At 64.0% G+C, this 24,260-nt stretch carries 19 protein-coding genes and 1 tRNA gene; 13 read left to right on the plus strand and 7 right to left on the minus strand.

Features of this window, described 5'->3' with window-relative positions; genetic code table 11:
* Nucleotides 1–131: 131 nt before the first annotated feature.
* The 4 genes from NV382_RS00505 to hppD all read right to left on the minus strand — a co-directional run bounded on the left by NV382_RS00505 (nucleotide 132) and on the right by hppD (nucleotide 3,965).
* The gene (locus NV382_RS00505; protein ID WP_260598613.1) at nucleotides 132–725 is read right to left on the minus strand and encodes an urea carboxylase-associated family protein; all 594 of its coding nucleotides are present in this window, start codon (nucleotides 723–725) and stop codon (nucleotides 132–134) included.
* On the minus strand, nucleotides 722–1,429 hold the full coding sequence (gntA, locus tag NV382_RS00510) for a guanitoxin biosynthesis heme-dependent pre-guanitoxin N-hydroxylase GntA (RefSeq protein ID WP_260598614.1): 708 nt from the start codon (nucleotides 1,427–1,429) through the stop codon (nucleotides 722–724). Before gntA ends, NV382_RS00505 begins: the two co-directional genes overlap by 4 nt.
* 44 nt (nucleotides 1,430–1,473) lie before the next feature.
* On the minus strand, nucleotides 1,474–2,769 hold the full coding sequence (gene hmgA, locus NV382_RS00515) for a homogentisate 1,2-dioxygenase (protein ID WP_260598615.1): 1,296 nt from the start codon (nucleotides 2,767–2,769) through the stop codon (nucleotides 1,474–1,476).
* A 134-nt stretch (nucleotides 2,770–2,903) separates the two neighbouring features.
* A complete protein-coding gene (gene hppD, locus NV382_RS00520; RefSeq protein WP_260598616.1) occupies nucleotides 2,904–3,965 on the minus strand; it encodes a 4-hydroxyphenylpyruvate dioxygenase in 1,062 nt (353 codons plus the stop codon).
* A 194-nt stretch (nucleotides 3,966–4,159) separates the two neighbouring features.
* Between hppD and NV382_RS00525 the strand changes: the two genes are divergently transcribed.
* The 8 genes from NV382_RS00525 to NV382_RS00560 all read left to right on the plus strand — a co-directional run bounded on the left by NV382_RS00525 (nucleotide 4,160) and on the right by NV382_RS00560 (nucleotide 19,768).
* Nucleotides 4,160–4,606, plus strand: coding sequence for a MarR family winged helix-turn-helix transcriptional regulator (locus tag NV382_RS00525; RefSeq protein WP_260598617.1), 447 nt, complete (start codon nucleotides 4,160–4,162; stop codon nucleotides 4,604–4,606).
* A 220-nt stretch (nucleotides 4,607–4,826) separates the two neighbouring features.
* Nucleotides 4,827–6,950, plus strand: a complete 2,124-nt coding sequence (locus NV382_RS00530; protein WP_260598618.1) for a malate synthase G — start codon at nucleotides 4,827–4,829, stop codon at nucleotides 6,948–6,950.
* Nucleotides 6,951–7,061: 111 nt separating this feature from the next.
* The gene (locus NV382_RS00535) at nucleotides 7,062–9,134 is read left to right on the plus strand and encodes a BamA/TamA family outer membrane protein (RefSeq protein ID WP_260600504.1); all 2,073 of its coding nucleotides are present in this window, start codon (nucleotides 7,062–7,064) and stop codon (nucleotides 9,132–9,134) included.
* Nucleotides 9,134–13,405 (plus strand): translocation/assembly module TamB domain-containing protein, encoded by a 4,272-nt coding sequence (locus NV382_RS00540; RefSeq protein WP_260598619.1) that lies wholly within the window; start codon nucleotides 9,134–9,136, stop codon nucleotides 13,403–13,405. Before NV382_RS00535 ends, NV382_RS00540 begins: the two co-directional genes overlap by 1 nt.
* Before the next feature lie 84 nt (nucleotides 13,406–13,489).
* Nucleotides 13,490–14,977: a flavin-containing monooxygenase gene (locus NV382_RS00545; RefSeq protein ID WP_260598620.1), complete on the plus strand. Its 1,488-nt coding sequence runs from the start codon at nucleotides 13,490–13,492 to the stop codon at nucleotides 14,975–14,977.
* A 417-nt stretch (nucleotides 14,978–15,394) separates the two neighbouring features.
* Complete coding sequence (locus tag NV382_RS00550; protein WP_260598621.1) at nucleotides 15,395–16,807, plus strand: EAL domain-containing protein; 1,413 nt, start codon at nucleotides 15,395–15,397, stop codon at nucleotides 16,805–16,807.
* A gap of 197 nt (nucleotides 16,808–17,004) precedes the next feature.
* A complete protein-coding gene (locus tag NV382_RS00555) occupies nucleotides 17,005–19,323 on the plus strand; it encodes an ATP-binding protein (RefSeq protein ID WP_260598622.1) in 2,319 nt (772 codons plus the stop codon).
* Between the two features lie 55 nt (nucleotides 19,324–19,378).
* A complete protein-coding gene (locus NV382_RS00560) occupies nucleotides 19,379–19,768 on the plus strand; it encodes a response regulator (protein ID WP_260598623.1) in 390 nt (129 codons plus the stop codon).
* Nucleotides 19,769–19,957: 189 nt separating this feature from the next.
* On the opposite strand, the gene NV382_RS00565 is transcribed toward NV382_RS00560, so the two are convergent.
* On the minus strand, nucleotides 19,958–20,794 hold the full coding sequence (locus NV382_RS00565) for a class I SAM-dependent methyltransferase (protein WP_260598624.1): 837 nt from the start codon (nucleotides 20,792–20,794) through the stop codon (nucleotides 19,958–19,960).
* Nucleotides 20,795–20,836: 42 nt separating this feature from the next.
* Here NV382_RS00565 and NV382_RS00570 point away from each other — a divergent pair, with 42 nt between their 5' ends.
* The 5 genes from NV382_RS00570 to NV382_RS00590 all read left to right on the plus strand — a co-directional run bounded on the left by NV382_RS00570 (nucleotide 20,837) and on the right by NV382_RS00590 (nucleotide 23,593).
* The gene (locus NV382_RS00570) at nucleotides 20,837–21,565 is read left to right on the plus strand and encodes a ComF family protein (protein WP_260598625.1); all 729 of its coding nucleotides are present in this window, start codon (nucleotides 20,837–20,839) and stop codon (nucleotides 21,563–21,565) included.
* 31 nt (nucleotides 21,566–21,596) lie between these two features.
* Nucleotides 21,597–21,854, plus strand: coding sequence for a glutaredoxin 3 (grxC, locus tag NV382_RS00575; protein ID WP_260598626.1), 258 nt, complete (start codon nucleotides 21,597–21,599; stop codon nucleotides 21,852–21,854).
* Complete coding sequence (locus tag NV382_RS00580) at nucleotides 21,851–22,672, plus strand: carbon-nitrogen hydrolase family protein (RefSeq protein ID WP_260598627.1); 822 nt, start codon at nucleotides 21,851–21,853, stop codon at nucleotides 22,670–22,672. Before grxC ends, NV382_RS00580 begins: the two co-directional genes overlap by 4 nt.
* Complete coding sequence (locus NV382_RS00585; RefSeq protein WP_260598628.1) at nucleotides 22,669–23,172, plus strand: DUF1178 family protein; 504 nt, start codon at nucleotides 22,669–22,671, stop codon at nucleotides 23,170–23,172. The genes NV382_RS00580 and NV382_RS00585 overlap by 4 nt, the downstream gene beginning before the upstream one ends.
* 344 nt (nucleotides 23,173–23,516) lie before the next feature.
* Nucleotides 23,517–23,593: transfer RNA gene (locus NV382_RS00590), tRNA-Arg, on the plus strand.
* Between the two features lie 33 nt (nucleotides 23,594–23,626).
* On the opposite strand, the gene NV382_RS00595 is transcribed toward NV382_RS00590, so the two are convergent.
* Nucleotides 23,627–23,956 carry an SWIB/MDM2 domain-containing protein gene (locus NV382_RS00595; protein WP_418066724.1) on the minus strand — a complete coding sequence of 110 codons (330 nt, stop codon included), beginning with the start codon at nucleotides 23,954–23,956 and terminating at the stop codon, nucleotides 23,627–23,629.
* A gap of 41 nt (nucleotides 23,957–23,997) precedes the next feature.
* Nucleotides 23,998–24,198, minus strand: a complete 201-nt coding sequence (locus tag NV382_RS00600) for a hypervirulence associated TUDOR domain-containing protein (RefSeq protein ID WP_260598629.1) — start codon at nucleotides 24,196–24,198, stop codon at nucleotides 23,998–24,000.
* Nucleotides 24,199–24,260 lie beyond the last annotated feature (62 nt).

Below are 24,260 nucleotides of genomic sequence, written 5' to 3' on the forward strand. Positions count from 1 at the left end.
GCGATGATGGACTTGATGGCGGTGCTCGAGCGGCAACGCACGGCGTTCATGGACGAGCTTCCCGTCGCCATCGATGTGCTCGCTGAGGGCATATCGAGCCATCACAAGTTGCGACTTTAGCTCGCTAACGCTTACCCGCGCTCGATGCGGTAATGGATCGGCTTGAACGTGCCGCCGTTGCTGTCCGGCGCCGAGCAGGCGGTGAGGCCGATGATCAGGTCCATATGTGCGCGGAAGGCGATGTGGTCGCCGGCCTTGCTGATCGGCGGCAGCACCTTGAGCTTACCCGTCTCGCCGTCGATCGGCACGTTCATGAAGCAGTTGAACGCCGTCGGGATCTGGTCCGGCGCGATTCCGTGCGGCTCGAGCGCTGCCGCCAGATTGCCGAAGCAGCCGCGATGCGGTTGCAGTGTCGGATAGAAATGGTGGAAGGTGTCGTACGAACAGGGCGTGAGCAGAAAATCATGCCGGCCCACCGTGTCCTCGATGATGCCGAGCATCGGACGGCTGCGGTTGGAGTAGAGTTCGTGGCCGGTCGTGAGATAGATCGTCTCGGCGTAATCGAAGGTGCGGCCCGAGGAGATTACCTCGTCCACATCCTCGGCATTGAAGGCGAGCAGATCGGCGACCTGTTCGCCACGCGGATCGATCACGATCAGCGTGTCGCCCTGCTTCAGCGTAAAGGCAGTACCGCTACGTTCGGGGATTTCGACCGTGTCGCTCACTTCGGCGTGCCGGCATAGTGGAACGGGCACTTCCAATCCTCGTCCACCACACGACCGGAATATTGCCGCGCCTCGCTGGTCTCGCCATGGCGTGAGAGCATCGGGTTGCGCGTGCCGGCAATCGCCTCGTCACGCACCATGATCTTCTCGCGCATATTCTCGTATTTGTTCTGCGCGCGCAGCGTTTCGAACTGGTCGTGCAGGTTGAACACCATCGTCGGCCGCGGAAAGCGGCGCGCGGGGCGGCTGGCATTGGGGTGGAGCCCGACGATGAAGAAGGCCTCGCCGCCGAAGCTCAGCGAGAAATGCGGGCTCTCCGGATCGTGGCTGACAGTGTCGTCATAGCGCTGCCCGCGCCACACATCCTTGTCGGAGATCGATTGTGCGCGCTTCCACAATTGGACCTCGAACTCGGCTTCGCTGAGATCGTCCGGGCCTTCGAACACCACGGCGAAGCTACGGAACAGCGCCGGCTCTTCCTTATAGGCTTCGGCGAAGCGCAGCAGGCCGTCATGAATGCGCAAATCGTCCCAACCGCTGTCGATGCGGTTGCAGGCAAGCACGTGCAGCGTGCCCTTGGCCAACGCGGCCTTCGCGCCGACGCAAGGGAAGGTCGCCTCGGCGACACGGTCGTGCATCATCGCTTCCAGCTCTAGCTGTGCGTCATGCTGCCATTTGAAGAGGGGAGTTGCGGGTGCTGGCATTGTCGGGAACAGACTCTTGTGGAAGACGTCGGTTCCCGGCGTTGTTATTGATCAGGATCAGTCGGCAGCGTCGCTTTGGGAAAGCCAGTCCACGCCTGGTCGTAATCCTCGTCAAGCGCGCTCGTCTCCAGCGCGAACTCGGTCGGGCGGAAGACCCAGCGGCTTTCGATCATGAACGCCATCGTACCGTCGATCTTGTGCGGCTTCAGCTCGGCGTTGCTCGCCGCGGTCCAGGTGGCGACGTCGGGGCCGTGGCCGCTCATCTGGTTGTGCAAGGAGAGCGCGCCGGGGCGGAAGCCCTCGGCCTTGGCGTCATACTGGCCGGTGATCAGGCCCATGCACTCGCTCATCGTGTTGCGGTGGAACCAGGGCGGGCGGAACGTATTCTCCGCCACCAGCCAGCGCGGCGGGAAGATGACGAAATCGACATTGGCCGTGCCCGGCATGTCGCTCGGCGAGGTTAGGACGGTGAAGATCGACGGATCGGGATGATCGAAGCTGATGCTGCCGATCGTGTTGAAGCGCGCCAGATCGTATTTCCACGGCGCGTAATTGCCGTGCCAGGCGACGACATCGAGTGGCGAGCGGCCGAGCTGCGTGATCCAGAGCTTGCCGAGGAATTTCTGCACCAGCTCATACTCGCCTTCGATATCCTCGAACCAGGCGATCGGGCTCTCGAAGTCGCGCGGGTTGGCGAGGCCATTGGCGCCGATCGGGCCGAGATCGGGCAGGCGGAACGGGGCGCCGTGGTTTTCGGCGACATAGCCGCGCGCCTCGCCATCGGGCAGGGTGACGCGGAAACGGATGCCGCGCGGGATCAGCGCGATCTCGCCAGGCTTCACATCGATCCGCCCGAATTCCGTCAGCAGCGTCAATGCGCCCTGTTCGGGCAGGATCAGCAATTCGCCGTCGCCGCTCACGAAGGCGCGGTTCTCCATATCCTTGTTCGCGCGGTAGACGTGCATCGCCACGCCGGTCTGCGTGGCCGGTCCGTCGCCCGCCACCACCATGGTGGTCAGGCTGTCGAGCCAGTCCTGCGGCTCGATATCCAGTGGCCCCCAGCGCAGCCGGTTGGGCGCGAAGGGCTCCTTGCTCGTGCCGGGCGCGAAGAGCGTGGCGCCCTGGTAACGGCTGAATGCGGGGTGCGCTGCCGAGGGGCGCAGGCGGTATAGCCAGGAGCGCCGGTTTTCTGCACGGGGCGCGGTGAAGGCGGTGCCGCTCAGTTGCTCGGCATAGAGGCCGAAGGGCGGCTTCTGCGGAGAATTGCGGCCGATCGGCAGCGCGCCTGACACGGCTTCGCTGGCGAAGTGGTTGCCGAAGCCGGTCATATAGTCGGTCATGGCTCTGGTCCTTACGTAGCCCCTCCCCTTCAGGGGAGGGGTTGGGGTGGGGCCGTGGCGCATGATCATGCGTGGGTTTTGACGCACCGCCCCACCCCCAACCCCTCCCCTGAAGGGGAGGAGCTTAAGAGGCGTTACGCCTCCACCGCGCCCGGCACCACACCGCGGCGGATCTGATCGAGTTCGATGCTCTCGAACAGCGCCTTGAAATTGCCTTCGCCGAAGCCGTCATTGCCCTTGCGCTGGATGATCTCGAAGAAGATCGGGCCGACCATATTTTCGGTGAAGATCTGCAGCAGCAGGCCACCGCCGGTCTCCGGAGCACCATCGATCAGGATGTCGCGCTTGCGCATTTCCTCGACGTCGTGGTTATGGCCCGGCAGGCGCTTGTCGATCAGGTCGAAATAGGTCTGCGGCGTCGTCTGGAAGCGGACGCCGTTGGCACGCAGCGTATCGACGGTCTTGAAGATATCCTCGGTCGTCAGCGCGAGGTGCTGGATGCCTTCGCCGTTATAATGCTTGATGAATTCCTCGATCTGCGAATGCTCGTCCTGGCTTTCGTTCAGCGGGATGCGGATCTTGTCGTCCGGCGCGGTCATCGCCTTGCTGAACAAGCCCGTCGACTGGCCCTCGATGTCGAAATAGCGGATCTGGCGGAAGTTGAAGATGCTTTCGTAGAAATGTGCCCAATGATCCATCCGGCCGCGCTGCAGGTTGTGGGTGAGGTGGTCGAGCGTATCGAGGCCGACGCTGTTGTCATTGGCGCTGGCCCCGGGAACCGGTGTGAAGTCGGTTTCGTAGATGCGCGACTTCTCATCGACGAGGTACAGGTTCGTGCCGCCGATGCCCTCGATCGCCGGGATGTCCAGCTCGCCGGGGCCGGCTTCGCCTTTGACCGCCGTCGCGCCGCGCTCGACCGCGAGCTTCAGCGCGGCTTCCCCGTCCGCGACGCGGAACGCCATGGCATTGGCGCTGGGGCCATGATCGTTGCGGAAACCGGCGGCCTGGCCCGCTTCGTCCATGTTGAGCAGGAAGTTGATGTCGCCCTGCGCATAGCGCCGCACGTTCTTCGACTTGTGGTTGCCGACATGCGTGAAGCCCATCTTGACGAACAGATCGGCCAGCGCGTCAGGATCTGGCGAGGTGAATTCGACGAACTCGAAGCCGTTCAGGCCCATCGGGTTTTCGGTGCTCATGGCGTCTCTCCGCAATGCGTCATTCTGGTTACAGATGTTACTATATCGGGAAGTTGGGCGGGCGTCTAGCACCCCTATCGTCACCTGGACTTGTTCCGGGGTTCACCGTGGTGCAAACGAACCGGCCTTTGACGTGCGGCCCGGTGGACCCCGGAACAAGTCCGGGGTGACGAATGGTAAGGGTGGGGACTGGCATGCCGACGCTCAAACTCGACGATTTCCTTCCCTATCGCCTCTCCGTCGCCTCGAACCGCGTATCGTCGGCGATCGCGACCGCCTATCAGGCGTTGTTCGGCCTCAAGATCCCGGAATGGCGACTGATCGCGGTGATCGCGGAAGGCGAGGGGATGACGCAGCAGGCGCTCGGCGCCGCCACGCAGATGGACAAGGTGACGGTCAGCCGCGCGGCCATCGCCTTGGTCGAGCGTGGGCTGATCGCCCGCCGGCCCAATCCGGACGACCAGCGCTCGCATCTGTTGTCGCTGACGGCCGCGGGGCAGGATCTGTACGAAAGCGTCGCGCCAAAGGCCTTGGAACTGGAGGCGCGGATCTTTGCCGGGTTCGGGGAAAAGGAACTGACCGCGTTCCGCGCGGTGCTCGACCGGCTGGAAGCATCGGCGGCGGCGCTGGATCCAGAGTAACCTTACGCGAAGCGTCAGCATTCTTCTCCGCGTCCTCCGCGCCTCTGCGCGAACAATAGAAGGTTGGTTCGCGCAGAGGCGCGGAGGACGCGGAGGTGATGCTCGCGGGGTGGGCGAGTCGCGTATTCGGGTGATCGGGCTTGATGCTGCGCTGCGCGCTGCGTAAGCGACCATTGTCCTCCCCAGGCGCCGTTCGTTTGCGAATCCCGAAGGAGTTTCCATGCCCGAAATGCTCGATCGTGCCGGCCTATCCGTCGCCGAACCCTTGGTGCGCTTCGTCGAGGATGCCGTGCTGCCCGGTCTGGAGATCGATGCTGGCGACTGGTGGCAGGGAGCGGCGGCGATTGTCGCACGGTTCGCGCCAGTCAACCGCGCATTGCTGGCGGTGCGCGATCGGCTGCAGGCGCAGATCGATGCGCGCTATGTAGCGGGTGAGCCGGTCGACGAAGCATTCCTGCGCGAGATCGGCTATCTCGTGCCGGAGCCCGCCTCGTTCACGATCGCCACCGAGCGGGTCGACGACGAGGTGGCGACGATGGCCGGCCCGCAACTCGTCGTACCGGTGCTCAACGCGCGTTTCGTGCTGAATGCGGCCAATGCGCGCTGGGGCAGCTTGTACGACGCATTGTACGGGACGGACGTGCTGCCCGGGACGCCGCAATCGGGCGGCTATGACGTAGAACGCGGGGGCCAGGTGATCGCCTATGCCAAGGCGTTTCTCGATTCGGCGGTGCCATTGGCGAACGGCAGCTGGAGCGACTTCGCCGGTGGCACGCCCGATCTGGCCAACCCCGCACAATTGATCGGCCGCGCCGGCGCGTCGCTGTTGCTGGTGCATAACGGCCTGCATATCGAAGTGGCTGTCGATCCTTCCTCGGCAATCGCTTCATCCGATCCCGCGGGCATTTCCGATGTCCTTCTGGAATCCGCACTCACCACGATCGTGGATTTCGAGGATTCGATCGCCGCGGTGGATGCCGGCGACAAGGTTGCTGCCTATGCCAATTGGCTGGGGCTGATGAAGGGCGATCTGGAGGAGACGTTCGACAAAGGCGGCCGCCAACTCACGCGACGGTTGGACGCCGACCGTGTGTACGAGGCGGTGGAGGGCGGCACGCTCACGCTTCCGGGGCGCAGCCTGTTGTTCGTGCGCAATGTCGGCCATCTGATGACCACGCCGGCGGTGCGGCTGGCCGACGGCATCGAGGCGCCCGAGGGCATCCTCGATGCGATCCTGACCAGCACGATCGCATTGTACGACCTGCGCGGCCTTGGGCGCTTCCGCAACTCGCGCGCGGGCTCGGTCTATATCGTCAAGCCCAAGATGCACGGGCCGGACGAATGCGCCTTCACCAACGATCTGTTCGATGCGGTGGAGGATCTGCTCGGCCTCATGCGCCACACGATCAAGATCGGAGTGATGGACGAGGAGCGGCGCACCTCGGCCAATCTGGCGGCCTGCATCCATGCCGTGAAGGACCGCATCGTGTTCATCAACACCGGCTTCCTCGATCGCACGGGGGACGAGATGCACACTGCGATGCGCGCCGGGCCGATGATCCCCAAGGCCGAGATGAAGGCAAGCGACTGGATCAAGGCCTATGAGGATCGCAACGTGCGCATCGGGCTGGCGGCGGGCTTTGCCGGCCGGGCGCAGATCGGCAAGGGCATGTGGGCCGCGCCCGATCGCATGGCCGACATGATGGCGCAAAAGATCGCGCATCCCCGCTCGGGCGCCAACACCGCCTGGGTGCCCTCGCCGACCGCCGCGACGCTGCACGCGATGCACTATCACGCGGTGGATGTGTTCGCGCGGCAGCGGGAGATCGCGTCGGAAGCGGTGCCAAGGCTGGATCGCCTGCTCGCCGTGCCGGTGGCGCAGGGACGCAACTGGACTGCGGACGAGGTGCGCGCCGAACTCGACAACAACGCCCAGGGCATCCTCGGCTATGTCGTACGCTGGATCGACCAGGGCGTGGGCTGCTCCAAGGTGCCCGACATCCACGATATCGGGCTGATGGAGGACCGCGCCACCCTGCGTATCTCCTCGCAGCACATCGCCAACTGGCTGCTGCACGGCGTCGTTACCACGGCGGATGTCGATGCCGCACTGGAGCGCATGGCACGGAAGGTAGACGCCCAGAATGCGGGCGATCCGCTCTACCGCCCGATGTCCGGTAACGCGGCAACCAGTCTCGCCTATAAGGCGGCGCGCGCACTGGTGTTCGAGGGGGCGGCGCAGCCGAGCGGTTATACCGAGCCGTTGCTGCATGCCTATCGGCTGCGCGCGAAGTCGTCGGATGATCTTCGGTATATTTCTGGAATTAAACCAGGTTACGTGTAACAGGCTGCTCATCTGGGGCGCAGACGGCCGTAAAAGCCGCTGTCCGAAGGGAAAGTGTGCGTTTTGATCGGGTTGTGTACGTCTAGCTGGATCGTGTTGGCATTGGCGGGGATGTATCCTGCCGCGCAGGCGACACCCACCGCCCCCGCGACCGAGCAGGCTCCGCCAAGCGCGCCGGACGCCGACGCGCCGATCGTGACCGATCCCGAGTTCGAGCAGGCGCTGCCGCCGCTCTCCAACGATATCAACGCGCCGCTCGAGCCGATGCCCGCCCCCGTGACCACGGCGCAGACGCCGCCGCTGGACGCCACGCAAACGACACCGCCAGGCGACGTCCTCACGCCGGTCGCCGCGCAGGAGCCGGAACTGGTAAACCCGCTGCCGCCGCTCGGCACGTTCGATACGAACCCGCCGGTCGAGGTCGCCGACATCGACGACGATAAGGCGGTCGAGATCCGGTACGACACCGAAGTGCGCGGACTCGACGAGATCGAGGTGACCGCCCTGTTCAACTCGCTGTCCGCGCTCAAGGACGGCGACGGCAAGGCCGCCAACGCCGCGATGATCTCGGCGCGCGGGCGCGAGGATGAAGCGCTCGCCGTGCGGCTGATGAAGAGCCGCGGTTATTATGACGGCACCGCGATCTCGACGATCGAGCAGCCGCCCGCCGCGGGGAAGAACGGCCGCATCAAGGCGATCGTCAGCGCCACGCCAGGCAAGGTCTATACGCTGTCTTCGGTAACGATCACCGCCGATCCGGTGACCCCGCCCGATCTGCTACGCCGCGAACTGCCGTTGGTGGTGGGTGACAAGATCGAGGCCGACCGGGTCCAGGGCGCGGAAGCCAATCTGGCGCTCAAGTTGCCGCAACAGGGTTATCCGTTCGTCGCGCTCGGCCAGCGCGACATCCTGCTCGACGATGCCAAGTGGACCGGCGACTACACGCTGCCCGTCGATACCGGCCCGCGCGCCTCGTTCGGAACCTATTCGACCGAGGGCAAGCTGGCGTTCGATGCCGATCACGTCGGCGTGCTCGCGCGCTTCAAGCAGGGTGAGCTGTACGACAATCGCAAGGTCGACGATCTGCGCCAGGCGCTGGTGGCGACCGGCCTGTTCTCGACCGTATCGGTCGAGCCGCAGCGCACGGGCACGCCGGGTCCCGACGGCACCGAACAGGTCAATCTGCTGGTGCGCCAGGAAGCGGGGCCGGCGCGCTCGCTGGCCGGCAGTGCGGGTTATTCGACCGGCGAGGGGATCAAGCTCGAAGGATCGTTCACGCATCGCAACATCTTCCGTCCGGAAGGCGCATTGATCGGCACGATCGTCGCCGGCACGCAGGAGCAGGGCGCAAGCGGCACGTTCCGCCGCTCCAATGCCGGCAGGCGCGATCGCACGGTCACGCTGACGGCCTCAGCCAACCATTCGAGTTACGACGCATTCGATGCCTTTACCGGCACCTTGTCCGGCCGGATCAGCTATGATTCCACGCCGATCTGGCAGAAGAAATTCACCTATGCCTATGGTTTCGAACTGACCGGCACGAACGAGAGCGTGTACGATTTCACCACCTTGCAGCGCGAGCGCCGCACCTACGGCATCTTCGCGCTACCCGGCCAGGTATTGTTCGACCGTTCCGACAGCCTGCTCAACCCGACCAAGGGCTATCGCCTGAAGCTCAGCCTCAGCCCGGAGACGTCGGTGAGCGGTGGGGTAAAACCCTATGCACGCGTCCTCGTCGAAGGCAGCATCTACCAGCCGGTCAGCGACAGCATCGTGCTCGCTGGCCGCATCCGCGCCGGCACCATCCCCGGCATCGATCGCGACGATCTGGCACCGTCGCGGCGTTATTATGGCGGCGGCGGCGGATCGGTGCGCGGCTATGGCTATCAGCGCCTGGGGCCATTCGATCCCAACGGCGATCCGGTCGGCGGGCGCAGCCTGAACGAATTCTCGCTCGAGGCGCGCTACCGCTTCGGCAATTTCGGAATCGTGCCGTTCTTCGATGGCGGCAATGCCTATGAGGGGATCGTGCCCAAGGGGCAGGACCTGCGTTACGGCGCGGGGATCGGCGGGCGTTTTTACACCAATTTCGGGCCGCTGCGCGTCGATGTCGCGACGCCGCTCAACCCGCGTGAGGGCGACGGCAAGGTCGCGCTCTACATCTCGATCGGGCAAGCATTCTGATGGCCGACGAGGCTCACGTAACGACCGAAAACGTCATGGTCGCAAAGCGCCCGCTGTGGCAGCGCATCCTGAAATGGCTCGGCATCGCGGTCCTGAGCCTGATAGTGCTGGTCGCCTTGCTGTTCTTCGGCGTGGATACCGATCCAGGCCGGCGGATCATCGCCAATTTTATCGGCGGTTATCAGACCGAGTCGGGGCTCAACATCAAGGTCGGGCGGGTCGATGGGTCGATCTACGGCAAGATGGTGCTGACCGACGTGCGAGTCAGCGATCCCAGGGGCGTGTTCCTGACCTCGCCGCGGCTGGATGTCGATTGGCGGCCGTTCGCGTTCCTCAACAATCACGTCCAGGTGGAATCCGCTGGCGCCAAGCTGATCACGCTCACGCGCTCGCCCGAGCTCAAGCAGACACCGGCGGACCCGAACGCCCCGCTGCTGCCCGATCTCGACATCGATGTCGGTCGGTTGACGGTGGATCGCTTCGTCGTCGGCAAGGCGATTACCGGCAGCCCGCATATCGTGCGCTTCGACAGCGCGGTGCACATTGCGGATGCACGCGCGCAGATTTCGGCCAATGCCTTGGCGCTGACCGGACCGGGGATCGCCGGTGGCGATCGCATGGTGCTGAAGCTCGATGCCGTGCCCGACCAGAATAAGCTCGATGTCGATGCGCGGCTGACCGCCCCGGCAAATGGCGTCGTGTCGATGATGGCCGGGCTGAAGCAGCCGCTCGACGCCACCGTCAGCGGCAAGGGCACCTGGAAGGCGTGGAGCGGCAAGGCGATCGCCACCCTGGGCGGCAAGTCGCTCGCCAACCTGGACCTCACGGCAAACAGCGGCGCGTTCAAGGTGCGCGGCAACGCGCATCCCGCACTGTATGCCGACACACCGGCCGAGGGCGTGGCGCAGGTCCGCGCCGGTCGTGCGCAGCAGCCCGACGCCACCAATCCGCTCGCCGCGATCACCGCGCCGCAGCTCGATCTGGCGATCGATGCGACGCTCGACCAGCGCAAGGTCAATACCCGCTTCCAGCTCAAGTCGGATGCGATGGCGGTGGCCGGGCAGGGGCTGATCGATATGGCGGCGAGCCGCTTCGGCAACCTGAAGGTCGACGCACAATTGCTGACGCCAGGCGCGATCCTCCCCAACCTCAATGGCCGCAACGTGGCCGCCAGCGTCGTACTCGACGGCGCGTTCGCGACCCCGACGGTCAATTACGTGATCAAGGCCGCCAGCATCGGCTTCGGTGAAACGCGTGTCGACGATGTCTATGCCTCGGGCCTCGCCAAGGTCGATGCCGATCATATCCGGGTGCCGATCGCGGCGCGAGCACGGCGCATCGCCGGGTTGAACGCGGCGGCGGGCGATCTGCTGGACAATGTCACGATCAACGGCGATCTGGCGATTTCGGGCGTCAAGATCCTGTCCGACAATCTCAAGATCCGCTCGCGGCGTATCAACGCGACGGCGATCGTCGCGGCCAACATGCAGACCGGCCGCTATACCGGCGCGCTCAACGGCACGGTCAACGGCTATCGGCTGGAGAGCATCGGCATCCTCAACATCACCACCAATGCCAAGCTGGTGACGGTGCCGAGCGGCGGGTTCGGCATCACCGGACGTGTGGTGGCGAAGACCTCACAGATCTTCAATTCGGGCATCCGCTCGTTCCTCGGCGGCAATGCCGTGGTGCGTACCGATGTCGGCTACGATCCCAGCGGGATCATCACCTTCCGCAATCTGCGCATGAACGCGCCGCAGTTCCGCATCAACGGCGGCTCCGGCCGCTACGATCCGAGCGGGGCATTGCTGGTCAATGCCGATGCTTACTCGACTGCGTACGGCCCCCTGACCGCGCGTATCAGCGGCAGCGCGACCGCGCCGATCGTCGTGCTCCGCGCACCACGGCCGGGTGTCGGCGTCGGCCTCGTCAATCTCGAGGCACGGGTGCGCGGCAACGGCACTTCCTATGCCATCGTCGCCAGCGGCGGGACCAATTACGGGCCGTTCACGGCCGACGTCATCGTCCGCCCGAGCCCGGTGCTGGCCGTGGACATCCGCAGCGCCAAGTTCGCCGGCGTGAACTTCAGCGGCCGTGTGCAACAGGCGCCAGCCGGTCCGTTTGTCGGGCGCGTGCAGTTTGCTGGTTCCGGCATCACCGGCGCCGCCAATCTCTTGGCGCAAGGCAAGTATCAGCGCGCCGACATCGCCGCGCGGGCTTATGCCGCGAAGATCCCGGGTGCTGCCGACTTCACCATCGGGCGCGCGATCGTCGCTGCCAATATCGTGCTGTACGACCAGCCACAGGTGCGGGCGGACGTGCAGATCGCCGACCTGCGCTACGGGCCGACGGTGCTCTCGTCGGCGCGGGCCAAAATCAATTATGCGGGCGGCAGCGGCACCGCGCAGGCGGTCGCCACCGGATCGAACGGTGTGCCGTTCAACATCGCGATCAATTCGCGCCTGAGCCCGAAATTGTGGCTGGCGGCGATCCAGGGTCGTGCCAACGGCATCGGCTTTCGCACCGCGGCCCCGGCGCGGATCCAGATCGAGGGGGCAGGGTATCGCTTGCTGCCCACTCGGCTGGACTTCGATCAGGGCAGCGCGCGCATCGCCGGCACCTTTGGCCGCGGCACTACCGCGCAGGTGCGGCTCGACCGGCTCGATCTGTCGGTCGCCAACGCGCTGATCCCCAATCTCGGGCTCGGCGGAACGGCAACGGGCAGCCTGGACTTCACCCAGGCCAATGCTTCTGCCTTCCCGGTAGCGGATGCGCGGCTGACGGTCACCAACTTCACGCGCTCCAGCCTGTCCGCCGTCTCCGAACCCGTGAACATCGTGTTCGCCGGCAAGCTCGCGCAAAGCGGCGCCGATGCGCGTGCGCTCGTCAAGCGCGGGCCGAACACGGTCGGGCGCATGGTGGCGACGCTGCAGCCGATCCCGGGCGGTGCTTCCTGGAGCGAGCGCTTGCTCGCCGCGCCGCTCTCGGGGGGCATTCGCTATAACGGCCCGGCCGGCGTGCTGTTCAGCCTTGCCGCGCAACCCGACCAGCAACTGACCGGCGGCATCGCTATCGCGGCGGACTTTGGTGGACGGTTGCAGGCGCCGACGCTCAACGGCGTCATTCGTGCGGACAAGCTGGCCTATGAAAATGAAAGCTATGGCACGCGCCTGACGAACATCCGGCTGGCCGGCCGGTTCGACAATTCGCGGCTAGAGATCACGCAGCTGCAAGCCAAGGCGGGTGACGGCACGGTACAGGCACAGGGCTCGGTCGGCTTTGCCGCGGCGGAGGGCTTCCCGATCAACATCCAGGCGCGGCTGAACAACGCGCGGCTGGCCAAGAGCGATGCGCTTGGCGCGACTGCCAGCGGCACGATCGCGATCACCAATAGCAAGGCCGCAGGCGGGCTGATCAAGGGCGATCTCATCATCCCTGAGGCGCGCTACGAGATCATCCGTCAGGGCCAGGCCGAGGTCGCCGAGTTGACCGGCGTTCGCCGCAAGAGCGATCTCGTGACCCGCCCGACCGACCGCCCCGCGGTTGCTTCGGCCGGGCTGTTCAAGCTCGACCTGCGCGTGCGTGCCGACAACAAGCTGTTCGTGTCCGGCATGGGGCTGGAATCGGAATGGGAGATGGACCTGCGCGTCGGCGGCACTTCCGCTGCGCCCAAGGTCGTCGGCCGCATCCAGGTGGTGCGCGGCACCTATTCCTTCTCGGGCAAGCGGTTCGAGATCACCAAGGGCGATGTGCGTTTCGATGGCGGTCTGCTGACCGATCCGCAGATCGCGATCACGGCGAGCACGACGACCAACGGCATCACGGTCAACATCAACATCACCGGCACCGGGCAGAACCCGCAGATCGCGTTCAGCTCGACCCCGACGCTGCCGCAGGACGAGGTGCTGAGCCGCTTGCTGTTCGGCAGTTCAGTGACCAACCTGTCGGCGACCGAGGCGATCCAGCTCGCCTCCGCCCTCAACTCGCTGCGCGGTTCGGGCGGCGGGCTCAATCCACTCGGCAAGCTGCGCTCCGCCACCGGTATCGACCGGCTGCGCATTCTGGGCGCCGACGAGGCGAGCGGGCGCGGTACGGCCCTGGCGGCGGGCAAATACCTGACCGATGACATCTATATCGAGATCATCACGGATTCCCGCGGCTTCACCGCCACGCAGCTGCAGGTCGCGCTGACCAAGGCGATCAGCATCCTGTCTCAGGCGGGATCGTTCGGCGGATCGAACGTGCAGCTGCGCTACTCGAAGGACTTCTAGACCGGCTCCCTCCCGCATGGGGAGGGGGCGATCGGTCCTTCTCTGCAACCGACACATGCCCTATCGTCGGTGCAGGAGAAGAGGATGTCGTCAGAGCATTTCGACGTAGTCGTGGTCGGCGCCGGCCTGTCGGGGATCGGCGCGGGATATCATCTGCAGACGCTCTGCCCAGATCGCAGCTATGTCATCCTGGAGGGTAGGGCGCAGCTCGGCGGCACCTGGGACCTGTTCCGCTATCCGGGGATCCGCTCGGATTCCGACATGTATACGCTCGGATATTCCTTCAAACCCTGGACCCAGGCCAAGGCGATCGCCGATGGTCCGGCGATCCTGGATTACGTCACCCAGACAGCGCGCGAGAACGGCATCGACCGGCACATCCGCTATCGCCAGCATGTAAAGTCCGCCGCCTGGTCGACCGACGAGGCGCGTTGGACCGTGCAGGCGGAAGGACCCGACGGGCCGGTCAGCTATACCTGCAGCTTCCTTTTCATGTGCTCGGGCTATTACAATTATGCCGCGGGGCACACGCCGGAATTTGCCGGCGCGGCCGACTTTGGCGGGCGCATCGTCCATCCGCAGCACTGGCCGAGCGACCTGGACTACGCCGGCAAGCGCGTGGTGGTGATCGGCAGCGGCGCGACGGCCGTGACGCTGGTGCCGGAACTGGCCAAGAGCGCGGCCCATGTGACGATGCTGCAGCGCTCGCCGACCTATGTCGTCTCGCGGCCAAGCGAGGACCGCTTCGCCAATTGGCTGCGCGCGAAGCTGCCGGCGAAGGCGGCCTATGGGATCACGCGGTGGAAGAATGTGCTGTTCAGCATGTTCTTCTTCAATCTGGCACGCAGAAAACCGGAGAAGGTGAAGGAGCGACTGCTCGCCATGGTGCGCGTGCATCTTGGCCCCGATTACGATGTCGGCACGCACTTCACCCCGCGCTACAATCCGTGGGACCAGCGCCTGTGCCTGGTGCCCGACGCCGACTTGTTCGATGCGCTGAAAAGCGGTGCCGCCGAGGTGGTAACGGACCGGATCGCCCACTTCACCCCCGGCGGCATCCTGCTGGAAGGTGGACGTGAGCTCGCGGCGGATGTCGTCGTAACCGCCACCGGACTGGAGTTACAATTGTTGAGCGATGTGGCGTTCGAAGTGGATGGGGTGCCGGTCGATCTGGCAAGCACCTATAATTACAAGGGAATGATGTATTCGGGCGTACCCAACTTGGCACATTCCTTTGGCTACACAAATGCATCCTGGACCCTAAAAGCCGACCTCACCTGCTTCTATGTCTGCCGCTTGCTAAACACGTTGCAAAAGCGTGGATTACGTCAGACGACGCCGCGGATCGGGGCGGAGGCACTAAAGCCGCAGCCATTCCTCGACTTCACCTCAGGCTATGTCACGCGGGCGATGGAGAAGTTTCCCAAGCAGGGCCACCGCTGGCCCTGGAAGCTATACCAAAATTACGCTCAGGACTTGGTGACGCTGAAATACGGATCGGTGGATATCGAGATGGAGTTTTCGAACCCCGTTCCGACGCACGCCCAAAAGCGAGCGACAGCCGACGCCTGACCCCGGGTGGCCTCCGGGGACGCTGCTGCGCCGGACCGCCGCAGCTCCGACACGAGGCCAACAGCCAGGATTGCCGACAGAGCGAGGGTGATTCGCTCACGGCGATGTACTTCTGAAATCAGTGTGGGCTTCGTCGAGGAGCTAGGTGTCGATCCGGCACTGTGGCCAAACTCGGATAAGCAACAAGGGCTTAGCGGGTTCCGGACCGACGAATTCGCTTACCAGGGACGAGCGTTGTCGCCGTAGATGAGCGAGAGAAGGAACTTCAGCATGGGTTATCTCCCTTATCAGCATCCAGTTGGATGCTCTGACTGGTTAATTGATCTTTAACCATCAGACAATCGATTCCTTCGCGGTACAATCGCCGGCAGGAAGGGGTTAAAGCTTTCTTCAGGACTTATCCGCTAGGCATCCCCGATGGTCCGGGCATTGCCACCCTCTGCTGCCAAGACGAAAGGTTGGGTGCCGGAGCGGTCGCCGATCTTATCGTGCGTCGGCACCAATGAAGTCGAACCAAGTAGGGACAGCGCGACGGACTGGGGTGGGGCGACACAGCTATCAAAAAGCTGGCACCTCGCAGATTCCGCAAACCCGGTGTGGCGCTTCCTTTGTTTGGCTGAGATCGGCAACTTTGCGGCGTTACGTCGTCAATTGGGTATCGAAGGCGCTAACAGGCTGTTGGCAGATGCCGAAGCACACATCGTCGCGGTGCTGCCGCGGGCGCGGGTAAGAGCGATTGGCCGGACGGCGCTGGAAATATCGTTCGAAGGTGGGGCACTGGCCGACTTGGAAGCAGCACTCGACGAGTTGCGAGCGACATTCGCCCGGGTGCGAGAGTTTGAAGGCGAGCCTGTTGGTTTCGAGATGCTGTTGGCCGGTGCGGCCGATCCGGTCGGCCATACGGAGGATGTGCGGTTGGCCGAGGAGGCTGAGGGCGCGTTGGAGCAGGCACGCTTGGAGAAGCGGATCGTCATTCGCGATCTATCCGCGGGTACTCCGGCATTTGACCGCTTGACGCTGGCACGTGATCTTCCCCCGGCGATCGCAAATTGCGAGATGTTTCTGCAATATCAGCCGAAGGTTAACGTGCGGCGGCAGGAAGTCGCCAGTGCAGAGGCTCTGGTGCGCTGGCAGCACCCGACACGCGGCCTGATATCGCCCGGCGACTTCATCACGTTGGCCGAAGAGATCGGTGAGATCGGACCGCTGACGCTCTGGACTCTGGATCAGGTGATCGAAGATCAGAAGCGTCTGTCGGCGGACGGTCACGATATGATGATCTTCATCAACATCTCGGGTCAACTGCTCGCAGACACCGAATTCGTCGACGCGGCATGTCGCAAGGTACGCGAGGGCAGCACGAGAATAGGGTTCGAAATCACCGAGACATCCGTGATTCGTGATCCGGATGTGGCCATTGCTCATCTGCAGATATTAGCAGCGGTCGGTGTCACGATCGCGATCGATGATTATGGTGCGGGGCTTTCGTCACTTGCTTACCTGAAACAGCTGCCGGCGCGCGAGTTGAAGATCGACAAGTTGTTCGTACTGAATTTGACGAGCAGTCAGCGCGATCCATTAATCGTTCGGTCCACCATCGATCTTGCGCACGCATTGGATATGGAAGTCACGGCGGAAGGCGTCGAAACCCAGGCGGCGATGGCGCTCCTCACGGTGATGGGCTGCGACATGGTGCAAGGATATCTGATCAGCCGGCCGATCTCCATCGAAGCTTTTCGCGAGTATTTGCGGCACGATCAGTGGGAGCTTCCGGACAATCATCCCGAATCCATGTTCAGCCGCCCGCCAAGCTTCTGGAAGCGCGCCTGAAGGCGCTATGATCTATTAGCGCCGCTTTAAGGCATGACGACTAGGCTGGTGGTATGAGACCGCCCTTCTTAGCGCTGATTGCGTTGATCTTCTCAATGACGGCCGCGGTGACATCCGCTGCTGTTCCCTCAGCCGTTGCGAGCCGCGCGGCAGACGCTCGCGCGCGATTCGACGCGGCAATCGCCGACGCAAAAGCGATGATGTTGATTGACCCAGCAAAGACCGCTCAGCGCGCCCGGCTTGCCGAAGAACTGGCTTCTAGGCTGGACGGCCCTCGACGCAATGTGAGCATTGCTACCGCTCAGTGGCTTCGAGGTGAAGCGTATCTGCGTCTAAATAACCTTCCCGAGGCCGCAACCTTGATCGACGCAGCGATAAAGATGGTTCAGCATGCAGGGGCGGCAACGAAGCTTAGTGGTGATTTGCTTTTATCCAGAGGAGGGATCAACGCCGCTAATGCCAAGGTTGCGGCCGCACTTTATGATTACCAGAAAGCGCATGATGTATTTGTCGATATAGGAGACATCAGAAGACAGGCTATTTCGCTGTCCAATATAGCCTTGCTGTATCAGGAAGCTAAAGATTACAATAACTCACTAAAATATTATGATCAAGCGTTGGACATATACCGGGCTGATCCCCAGTTTCTATATGTGATCTATAACAACAGAGCAAATGCCTTAAAAGAGCTTGGCCGTGTTGCCGAAGCTGAAAAGGAGATACGCCGCGCACTGGAAATAGCTCGTAATCAGAAGAGCCCGGCCATGGAGGCTCGCGTTCTTAGCAACATCGCGCGCGGTCAACTAGTGCGCGGTCAAATAGATGCTGCCGATGAAACCATTGCTCGAGGGTTTATAATAAGTGCAGATCCCGATGCTGCAGTAGCTCGGAGCCAGTTCTGGGTGCTTGCCGCCAACGCCGCTTTTCTCCGAGGGCAGGATGCGCGCGCGGTCAGCTTAATCAATCGTACTTTTGCTGGGGTGGACCTAGCGACGACGACCCTAGAAATGCGCGAAGGCCATAGAACCGCGTATGAGATCTTCAAGAAAGTCGGTGACGAGCGGCAGGCGTTGCTCCACCTCGAGGCTCTCAAGCGGCTCGACGATCAGACATCCAAATTGGCCTCTTCGGCCAACACGTCGCTGGCGGCGGCACGATTCGACTTTGCTAATCAAGAGCTTCGCATCGCCAAGCTGAAGGCGGACGAGTTACAGCGCAATATCGATTACGAGCGGGCGCGGGCCAGAACGCGGCAGAACGTGGCGATCGGCATCGCGGCGGTCGTGGCGTTGATCGTGGGGATGCTGGCGTTCGGCATCTGGACGCTGCGGCGCAGCCGCAACGAAACGCGCGCGGCAAACGTCGATCTCGCATCCACCAACGTCGCCTTGGGCAAGGCGCTTGCTGCCAAGACGGAGTTCCTCGCCACGACGAGCCACGAGATTCGCACGCCGCTGAACGGCATCCTCGGCATGACTCAGGTCATGCTGGCGGATCGCACGCTCGACCCGCCGATCCGCGAGCGGATCAACGTGGTGCATAGCGCCGGCGTGACGATGTGTGCGTTGGTCGACGACATCCTGGACGTGGCCAAGATGGAGACCGGCAACTTGACGATCGAGGATATCCCGTTCGACCTGGCGGCGACGCTGACCGATGTTTCCCGCATGTGGCAGGAGCAAGCGAGATCGCGTGGCGTGGATTTTGCGCTGCTGCTCGACGAGGCGCCCGGCTGGATCATGGGCGATCCCGCGCGCTTGCGGCAGATCGTATTCAACCTGCTGTCGAACGCCCTGAAGTTCACTGCCAAGGGCGGGGTCGAGGTGAGTGCGCGGGCTGCCGACGAGCGGCTCATCATCACCGTCAGCGATACCGGCCTGGGCATTCCGCCAGACAAGCAGGAACTGGTGTTCGAATCGTTCCGTCAGGTCGATGCCGGCACCACCCGCCAGTTCGGGGGCACTGGGCTGGGCCTGGCGATCTGCCGAAACCTGGCGCGGGCCATGAACGGCGACATCCACGTCAGGAGCGCGGCGGGCGAAGGATCGACGTTCACCGTCGACTTGCCGTTGATCACAGCGGAATTGCCCGTGGCGGTCGCTGCGCAACAGGACGGGAATGCGCTGCTTATCTTCGATCGCAGCCCGATCACGCGCAGCATGTTGCGCGCGTTGCTGGAGGAGCGCGCCGGTCGCGTGCTGTTCGCCGATACGGTGGATGCGGCATTGGAGCGGCTGGGTGCCGGCCAAGTCGCCACAGTGCTGATCGATGACGCGACGGTCAAGGCCGCGCCCGATCCTTTGGCCGCTTTGTCGGAGATTGCTACCGCGGCGAAGGCGGCAGGTGCGGAAACCGCCTTGCTCTGGGCTGGCCTCGATGACGAAAAACGCGCGGAAATCGTAGCGGCAGGCATCGATATCATCATTCCGAAGCCAGTCCCGGGCACCGCTTTGGCAGATATTATTTATCCGACCTCAAAACTGACCCCGGAGCGTCTTGTTTCGCGTGCGGCATGAGACGATAGGGTCAAGAACTTATGTCGAATGTTATTGATCCATCGGCCGCCCGGCAATGAAAGTCCTCTTCATCGAGGACGACCCGATGAACCGTCGGGTGGTGGGGGACATGATGGATGTCGCCGGCGCCACCATGACCGGCGCGGAGAGCGCAGAGATCGGGCTGCAGCTGATCGAGCATAACGATTATGCGATTATCCTGGTCGACTTGCGGATGCCCGGCATGGACGGCCTCACCGCGATCCAGCATATCCGCGCGCGGGGCGACGCCAAGGCGCACTTGCCGATCATCGTCGTCACGGCCGATACGGCGGTTGATCTGCGCGAGCGTTGCCTGGCGCAGGGCGCAGACGACGTGTTGTTCAAGCCGGTGGCGATGGATGCGCTGTTCGACGCCATGGGCCGCATGCTGGCCAAGGCGGCGGGGAATGGCTTGATCGGCTGACGTTCGGACGCGCGGGGGCGAAGGAGCGCCCGTTCGCGATAAGCGCTTGGCTTAATACAACGGGATACGTGCTGGTGTAACGTGCCGACCGGGATGCTGGCCCGACAGTTTTGACGCAGTCCTGCTTGCCCTCATTCGTGTTTCGCTACTGAACCCCGGCCTGCGCCGGGAGCACGATGGCTGAATTTGCTAGCTGCGGCTTTTCAACGCGTCGGTGAGCGACGCCGTCGCGCTGCCGTGGCGCGCAGGTTGTGGTTGGCTCGGCGCCGGTGCCCAGCCGGTCAGGTAGATGATGTCGAAACGTTCCGCGGTACGACCGTCAGGATGGGCGCGCGCGGTGAACGCCTGGTCGATCCGGGAGAGCGTGTCGCGCCGCAGCGGCGGGGTGCCGGGTAACAGGTTGGTGCCGGCCATTCCCCTGAGATCACGCATCAGGCCCCACACGTTGCCATAGCGCACCGTCAGCGTTTCAACATCCGCCACCGGCAGCGCGAACCCGGCGCGCATCAACAGGTCACCGGCCGCGCGCACATCGACCTGTGGATGGATGCGGGCGACGGGCATGTCGCCTTCCGCCTCGCGTAAGACGGCGCGCAACGTCGACAGGGTGTTGCCGCCGGTGAACGCGCCAAGGAACAGGCCGTCCGGCCGCAACGCGCGGCGCGCCAACGCCAGCGCGCCCGGGAGATCGCTCACGGTATCGAGCGTGCCGGCCGCGACGATCAGGTCGAACGCGCCGTCGGCGAAGCTCGGACGATCCTCGTCCGCCTGGATGCCGCCGACACCGGCGGCGAAGGCGCGGCCGGGATCGATGCGCGTGATCGTAGCACCTGCGGGTGCCACGAAGCTGCCATCGAAGCAGCCGAGATCCAGTACATCGCTGAAGTCGCGCGTGACGGCATCGATACGCTCGGCAATGCCCTCCAGCATGGCCTCGCGCAGGAATGCGTGATCGGCATAGCCGGCGGCGGCGCGGTCGCGGCGCAGGCGGCGCAGCGTGCGATCGAATATCTCGGGCGGTGTCACGCCTGGGCTTGTGCCGCTTGCGCGCCGCGGCGACAAGAGCGTGTGTCGCCGCTGCTCAAGCCTCTGCACTATGTCGCCGGTCTCGCGCTGCCGCCGCGCTGCCCCGGCTGTGGTGCGGTGATGATCGAGGATCATCGCTTCTGTGCGACCTGTTTCGGCTCGCTCAGGTTTCTGGGACCGCCATGGTGCGCGGGCTGCAACCTGCCGTTCGAGCATGATCGCGGCGCGGGTGCCTTGTGCGGCGCGTGCCTGGCGCATCCGCCACGCCATGCCGGGGTGCGTGCCGCCGTCGCCTATGGCGATGTCGCGCGGACGGTGGCGCTGCGGCTGAAATATGGCGGGCGCACGGCCTTTGCGGAGACGGTCGCCCGGACGATGGCGCGTTTGATGCCGGAGGGGGCGGAGCTGCTGGTGCCGGTGCCGTTGCATCGCTGGCGGATCTGGTCGCGCGGCTTCAACCAGGCGGCGCTGATCGCACAGGCATTGTCACGGGTGAGCGGCGTGCCGACCGATCCGTATTCGTTATGGCGCGTGAAAGCGACGCCGCCATTGAGGGGCCTGGGGCAGCGTGGCCGGGCCAAGGCGGTGGCAGGCGCCTTCCGCATCGTCGACAAGGAGCGGGTGGCGGGCAAAGCGGTGGTGCTGATCGACGACGTGCATACCAGCGGGGCGACCAGCGACGGATGTACGGCCGTCTTGCGGCGGGCGGGCGCCGCGAGCGTGACGATCCTGTGCTGGGCGCGCGTACTGGCCGAGACGGGCGACGATTGACAAGCGCGGTTCGGCACCACATTTCAGGCACATGGCCAAAGTCGAAATCTATACCAAAGCCTTCTGCCCGTATTGCTCGCGGGCATTGAAGCTGTTGTCGTCCAAGAACGTGGAGGTCGAGGAATTCGACATCACGATGGGTGGCCCCAAGCGCGGCGAGATGCTGTCACGCGCAAACGGCGGCACGACGGTGCCGCAGGTGTTCATCAATGGAAAGCATGTCGGCGGATCGGACGACCTCGCTGCGCTCGAACGCGCCGGAAAGCTGGACGCCCTGTTGGCGGCATGAAGGCGGCCGTGCTGCAGATGACCAGCGGGATCGATCCCGAGGTCAATGCAGGCAGGTTGTGCGAGGCGATTGCCGAGGGAGCAGTCGGCGGTGCAACGATGTTGTTCACCCCCGAGATGTCCGGCATGATCGATCGCGACCGTGTTCGTGGCGGGCCGAAGATCGTCCCCGAAGAACAGGATGCGGTGCTGTCGGCGGTACGGGCTGCCGCTGCCGAGCATAAGCTGTGGGTGCAGCTCGGCTCGCTGGCGATGCGCCGGCCCGACGGCAAGTTCGCCAATCGTGGCTTCGTGATCGACGATCGCGGCGCTGTTCGCGCGCGCTATGACAAGATTCATCTGTTCGACGTCGACCTGCCGACCGGGGAGAGCTGGCGCGAGTCCGCTGCCTACGCGCCCGGTGGCAGCGCTATTGTGGTGGAAACACCGCTGGGGCTGTTGGGCTCGACGATCTGCTACGATCTGCGCTTTCCCGATCTTTACCGCGCGCTGAGTGATGCGGGCGCGACGATCTTCAGCGTGCCGGCGGCGTTCACCAAGCCTACCGGCGTGGCGCATTGGCACGTCCTGCTGCGGGCACGCGCGATCGAGGCTGGCGCATGGGTGTTCGCCGCGGCGCAGACCGGTCGGCACGAGGATGGGCGCGAGACGTTCGGTCACTCGCTGGTGGTCGATCCGTGGGGGGAGATCGTGCTCGACATGGGGGAGGGGGCGGGCCTGGGCTTCGCGGACATCGATCCCGCCAGGGTGGCGGACGTTCGCGGGCGCATCCCGGTGCTGCAGCATCGTCGCCCGATCCCGCCGGTGTCGTTGGCGTGATCGTCTTCGATCTCAGATGCGATAATGCGCATGTGTTCGAAGCCTGGTTCGGGTCGAGTGCCGGATTCGAGGACCAGCGCGCACGCGGACTGGTGTCGTGCCCGATTTGCGGCGATTGCGACGTGATCAAGGCGGTGATGGCGCCGAACGTCGCAGCCAAGAGCAATAGCAAGGCAGTACGCGTACGCCCGCCGGAGGGTGTTTCGAAACCAGCGGCTGCGCGGGTGCCGGTGCCGTCCAGGGTGCCGCCCGCAATCACGGCAGAGGGGATGAAGGCGGCGTTGCTTTCGCTGGTCGAGGCGCAAGCCAAGGCGCTTGAAACGTCGCAATGGGTCGGGCGTGGCTTCGCCGATCGCGCCCGTGCCATGCATGCCGGGAAGGAGGAAGCGACGCCGATCCACGGGCAATCGACCCGCGCTGAAGCGGAGGCGCTGCTCGACGAGGGTGTCGCGATCGCGCCGTTGCTGGTCCCGGTGGTGCCGCCTGAGGCGTTGAATTAGCGCGGCTGTCGGCTTTTGCTGATCTCCCTAACGGGGATGTGAGGTCAGGGCGCAGCGTCGCTGGATAGCCGGCGTCGAGTTATGAGCGGCACGTTCGGTACGTTGGGCTTGCCGTCGCTAAGGAACGCTGAGTGTGAGCGGCTGACTTGTTCCCCAGCGAAGGCCGGGGTCCAGTCGCGGAACATGCGTGAGAGGCGCGGCGCTTTGTAACGGCCACCTGTCCGCCTGGGCGCCGGCGGAGCAAGGAACGTGGCACCGTCCACTTGTGATAATGGATGAAGATGAACTCGCGCCCGGTCGGCCGATTGACCCCACCGTGGCTACCGCTTACCAGCGACGAGGATGCCCCCGTAGCTCAGCCGGATAGAGCAACGGTTTCCTAAACCGTAGGCCGCGTGTTCGAATCTCGCCGGGGGCACCACCATCGCAGGCAGCACCCCCGGGGAGCGGCGCATTACGCCTTAACGTGCTGCGAGATGTACTTGTTCATCTCGAACATCGTGCACTTGTCGCGACCGAAGACCTTCTTCAGCTTGTCGTCCGCCAGGATCTCGCGCTTGTTCTCGGGATTCTGGAGGTCGTGCTTCTTGATATACACCCAGACCTTGCTGATCACTTCGCTGCGAGGCAGCTTGTCGTTGCCGACGATCTCGCCGAGCTCCGGAGAAGGCTGTACAGGGGCGTGGATGCCGCCGGTCTTGGGGGCTGCATCCTTGGCAGCAGCGGGCTTCTTGGGCGCCGCGGCCTTCTTGGGCGCCTCTGCCTTAGTGGGGGTCTTCGCCATTAAAAATTCCTTCCTGATGTGCCGTTCAAGCCGACATCGGTTTACGCCTTCTTCAGCGCGCCCTCCTTGTGCGCTGCCTTTCCGCCATTGTCACTCCTTACAATGAACTCGGGATTGTCCTGGGATGCGGCGACCTTGTGGCCCTTGATCGTTGTCGGGGTGGTCTGCTTCTTCTCGACCACGCCGTGTGCGGTGCCGCCGTGCGACTTCCAGCTGACTTCATCACCTTTTTTCAGTGTCATGGCATTCCTCCTGGCTATGGGGGTTCAGCGCAGGAGGGCGGGATTCGTTGCATGTCCGCGCG

The organism is Sphingomonas endolithica (assembly GCF_025231525.1).
GTDB lineage: Bacteria > Pseudomonadota > Alphaproteobacteria > Sphingomonadales > Sphingomonadaceae > Sphingomonas > Sphingomonas endolithica.

Bases quoted from the DNA above. Each gene is read 5' to 3' on its own strand.
- gntA (WP_260598614.1), bottom strand. From the start codon at position 1,429: ATGCCAGCACCCGCAACTCCCCTCTTCAAATGGCAGCATGACGCACAG.
- hmgA (WP_260598615.1), bottom strand. From the start codon at position 2,769: ATGACCGACTATATGACCGGCTTCGGCAACCACTTCGCCAGCGAAGCC.
- hppD (WP_260598616.1), bottom strand. From the start codon at position 3,965: ATGAGCACCGAAAACCCGATGGGCCTGAACGGCTTCGAGTTCGTCGAA.
- NV382_RS00525 (WP_260598617.1), top strand. From the start codon at position 4,160: ATGCCGACGCTCAAACTCGACGATTTCCTTCCCTATCGCCTCTCCGTC.
- NV382_RS00530 (WP_260598618.1), top strand. From the start codon at position 4,827: ATGCCCGAAATGCTCGATCGTGCCGGCCTATCCGTCGCCGAACCCTTG.
- NV382_RS00535 (WP_260600504.1), top strand. From the start codon at position 7,062: ATGTATCCTGCCGCGCAGGCGACACCCACCGCCCCCGCGACCGAGCAG.
- NV382_RS00540 (WP_260598619.1), top strand. From the start codon at position 9,134: ATGGCCGACGAGGCTCACGTAACGACCGAAAACGTCATGGTCGCAAAG.
- NV382_RS00545 (WP_260598620.1), top strand. From the start codon at position 13,490: ATGTCGTCAGAGCATTTCGACGTAGTCGTGGTCGGCGCCGGCCTGTCG.
- NV382_RS00550 (WP_260598621.1), top strand. From the start codon at position 15,395: ATGGTCCGGGCATTGCCACCCTCTGCTGCCAAGACGAAAGGTTGGGTG.
- NV382_RS00555 (WP_260598622.1), top strand. From the start codon at position 17,005: ATGATGTTGATTGACCCAGCAAAGACCGCTCAGCGCGCCCGGCTTGCC.
- NV382_RS00560 (WP_260598623.1), top strand. From the start codon at position 19,379: ATGAAAGTCCTCTTCATCGAGGACGACCCGATGAACCGTCGGGTGGTG.
- grxC (WP_260598626.1), top strand. From the start codon at position 21,597: ATGGCCAAAGTCGAAATCTATACCAAAGCCTTCTGCCCGTATTGCTCG.
- NV382_RS00580 (WP_260598627.1), top strand. From the start codon at position 21,851: ATGAAGGCGGCCGTGCTGCAGATGACCAGCGGGATCGATCCCGAGGTC.
- NV382_RS00595 (WP_418066724.1), bottom strand. From the start codon at position 23,956: ATGGCGAAGACCCCCACTAAGGCAGAGGCGCCCAAGAAGGCCGCGGCG.
- NV382_RS00600 (WP_260598629.1), bottom strand. From the start codon at position 24,198: ATGACACTGAAAAAAGGTGATGAAGTCAGCTGGAAGTCGCACGGCGGC.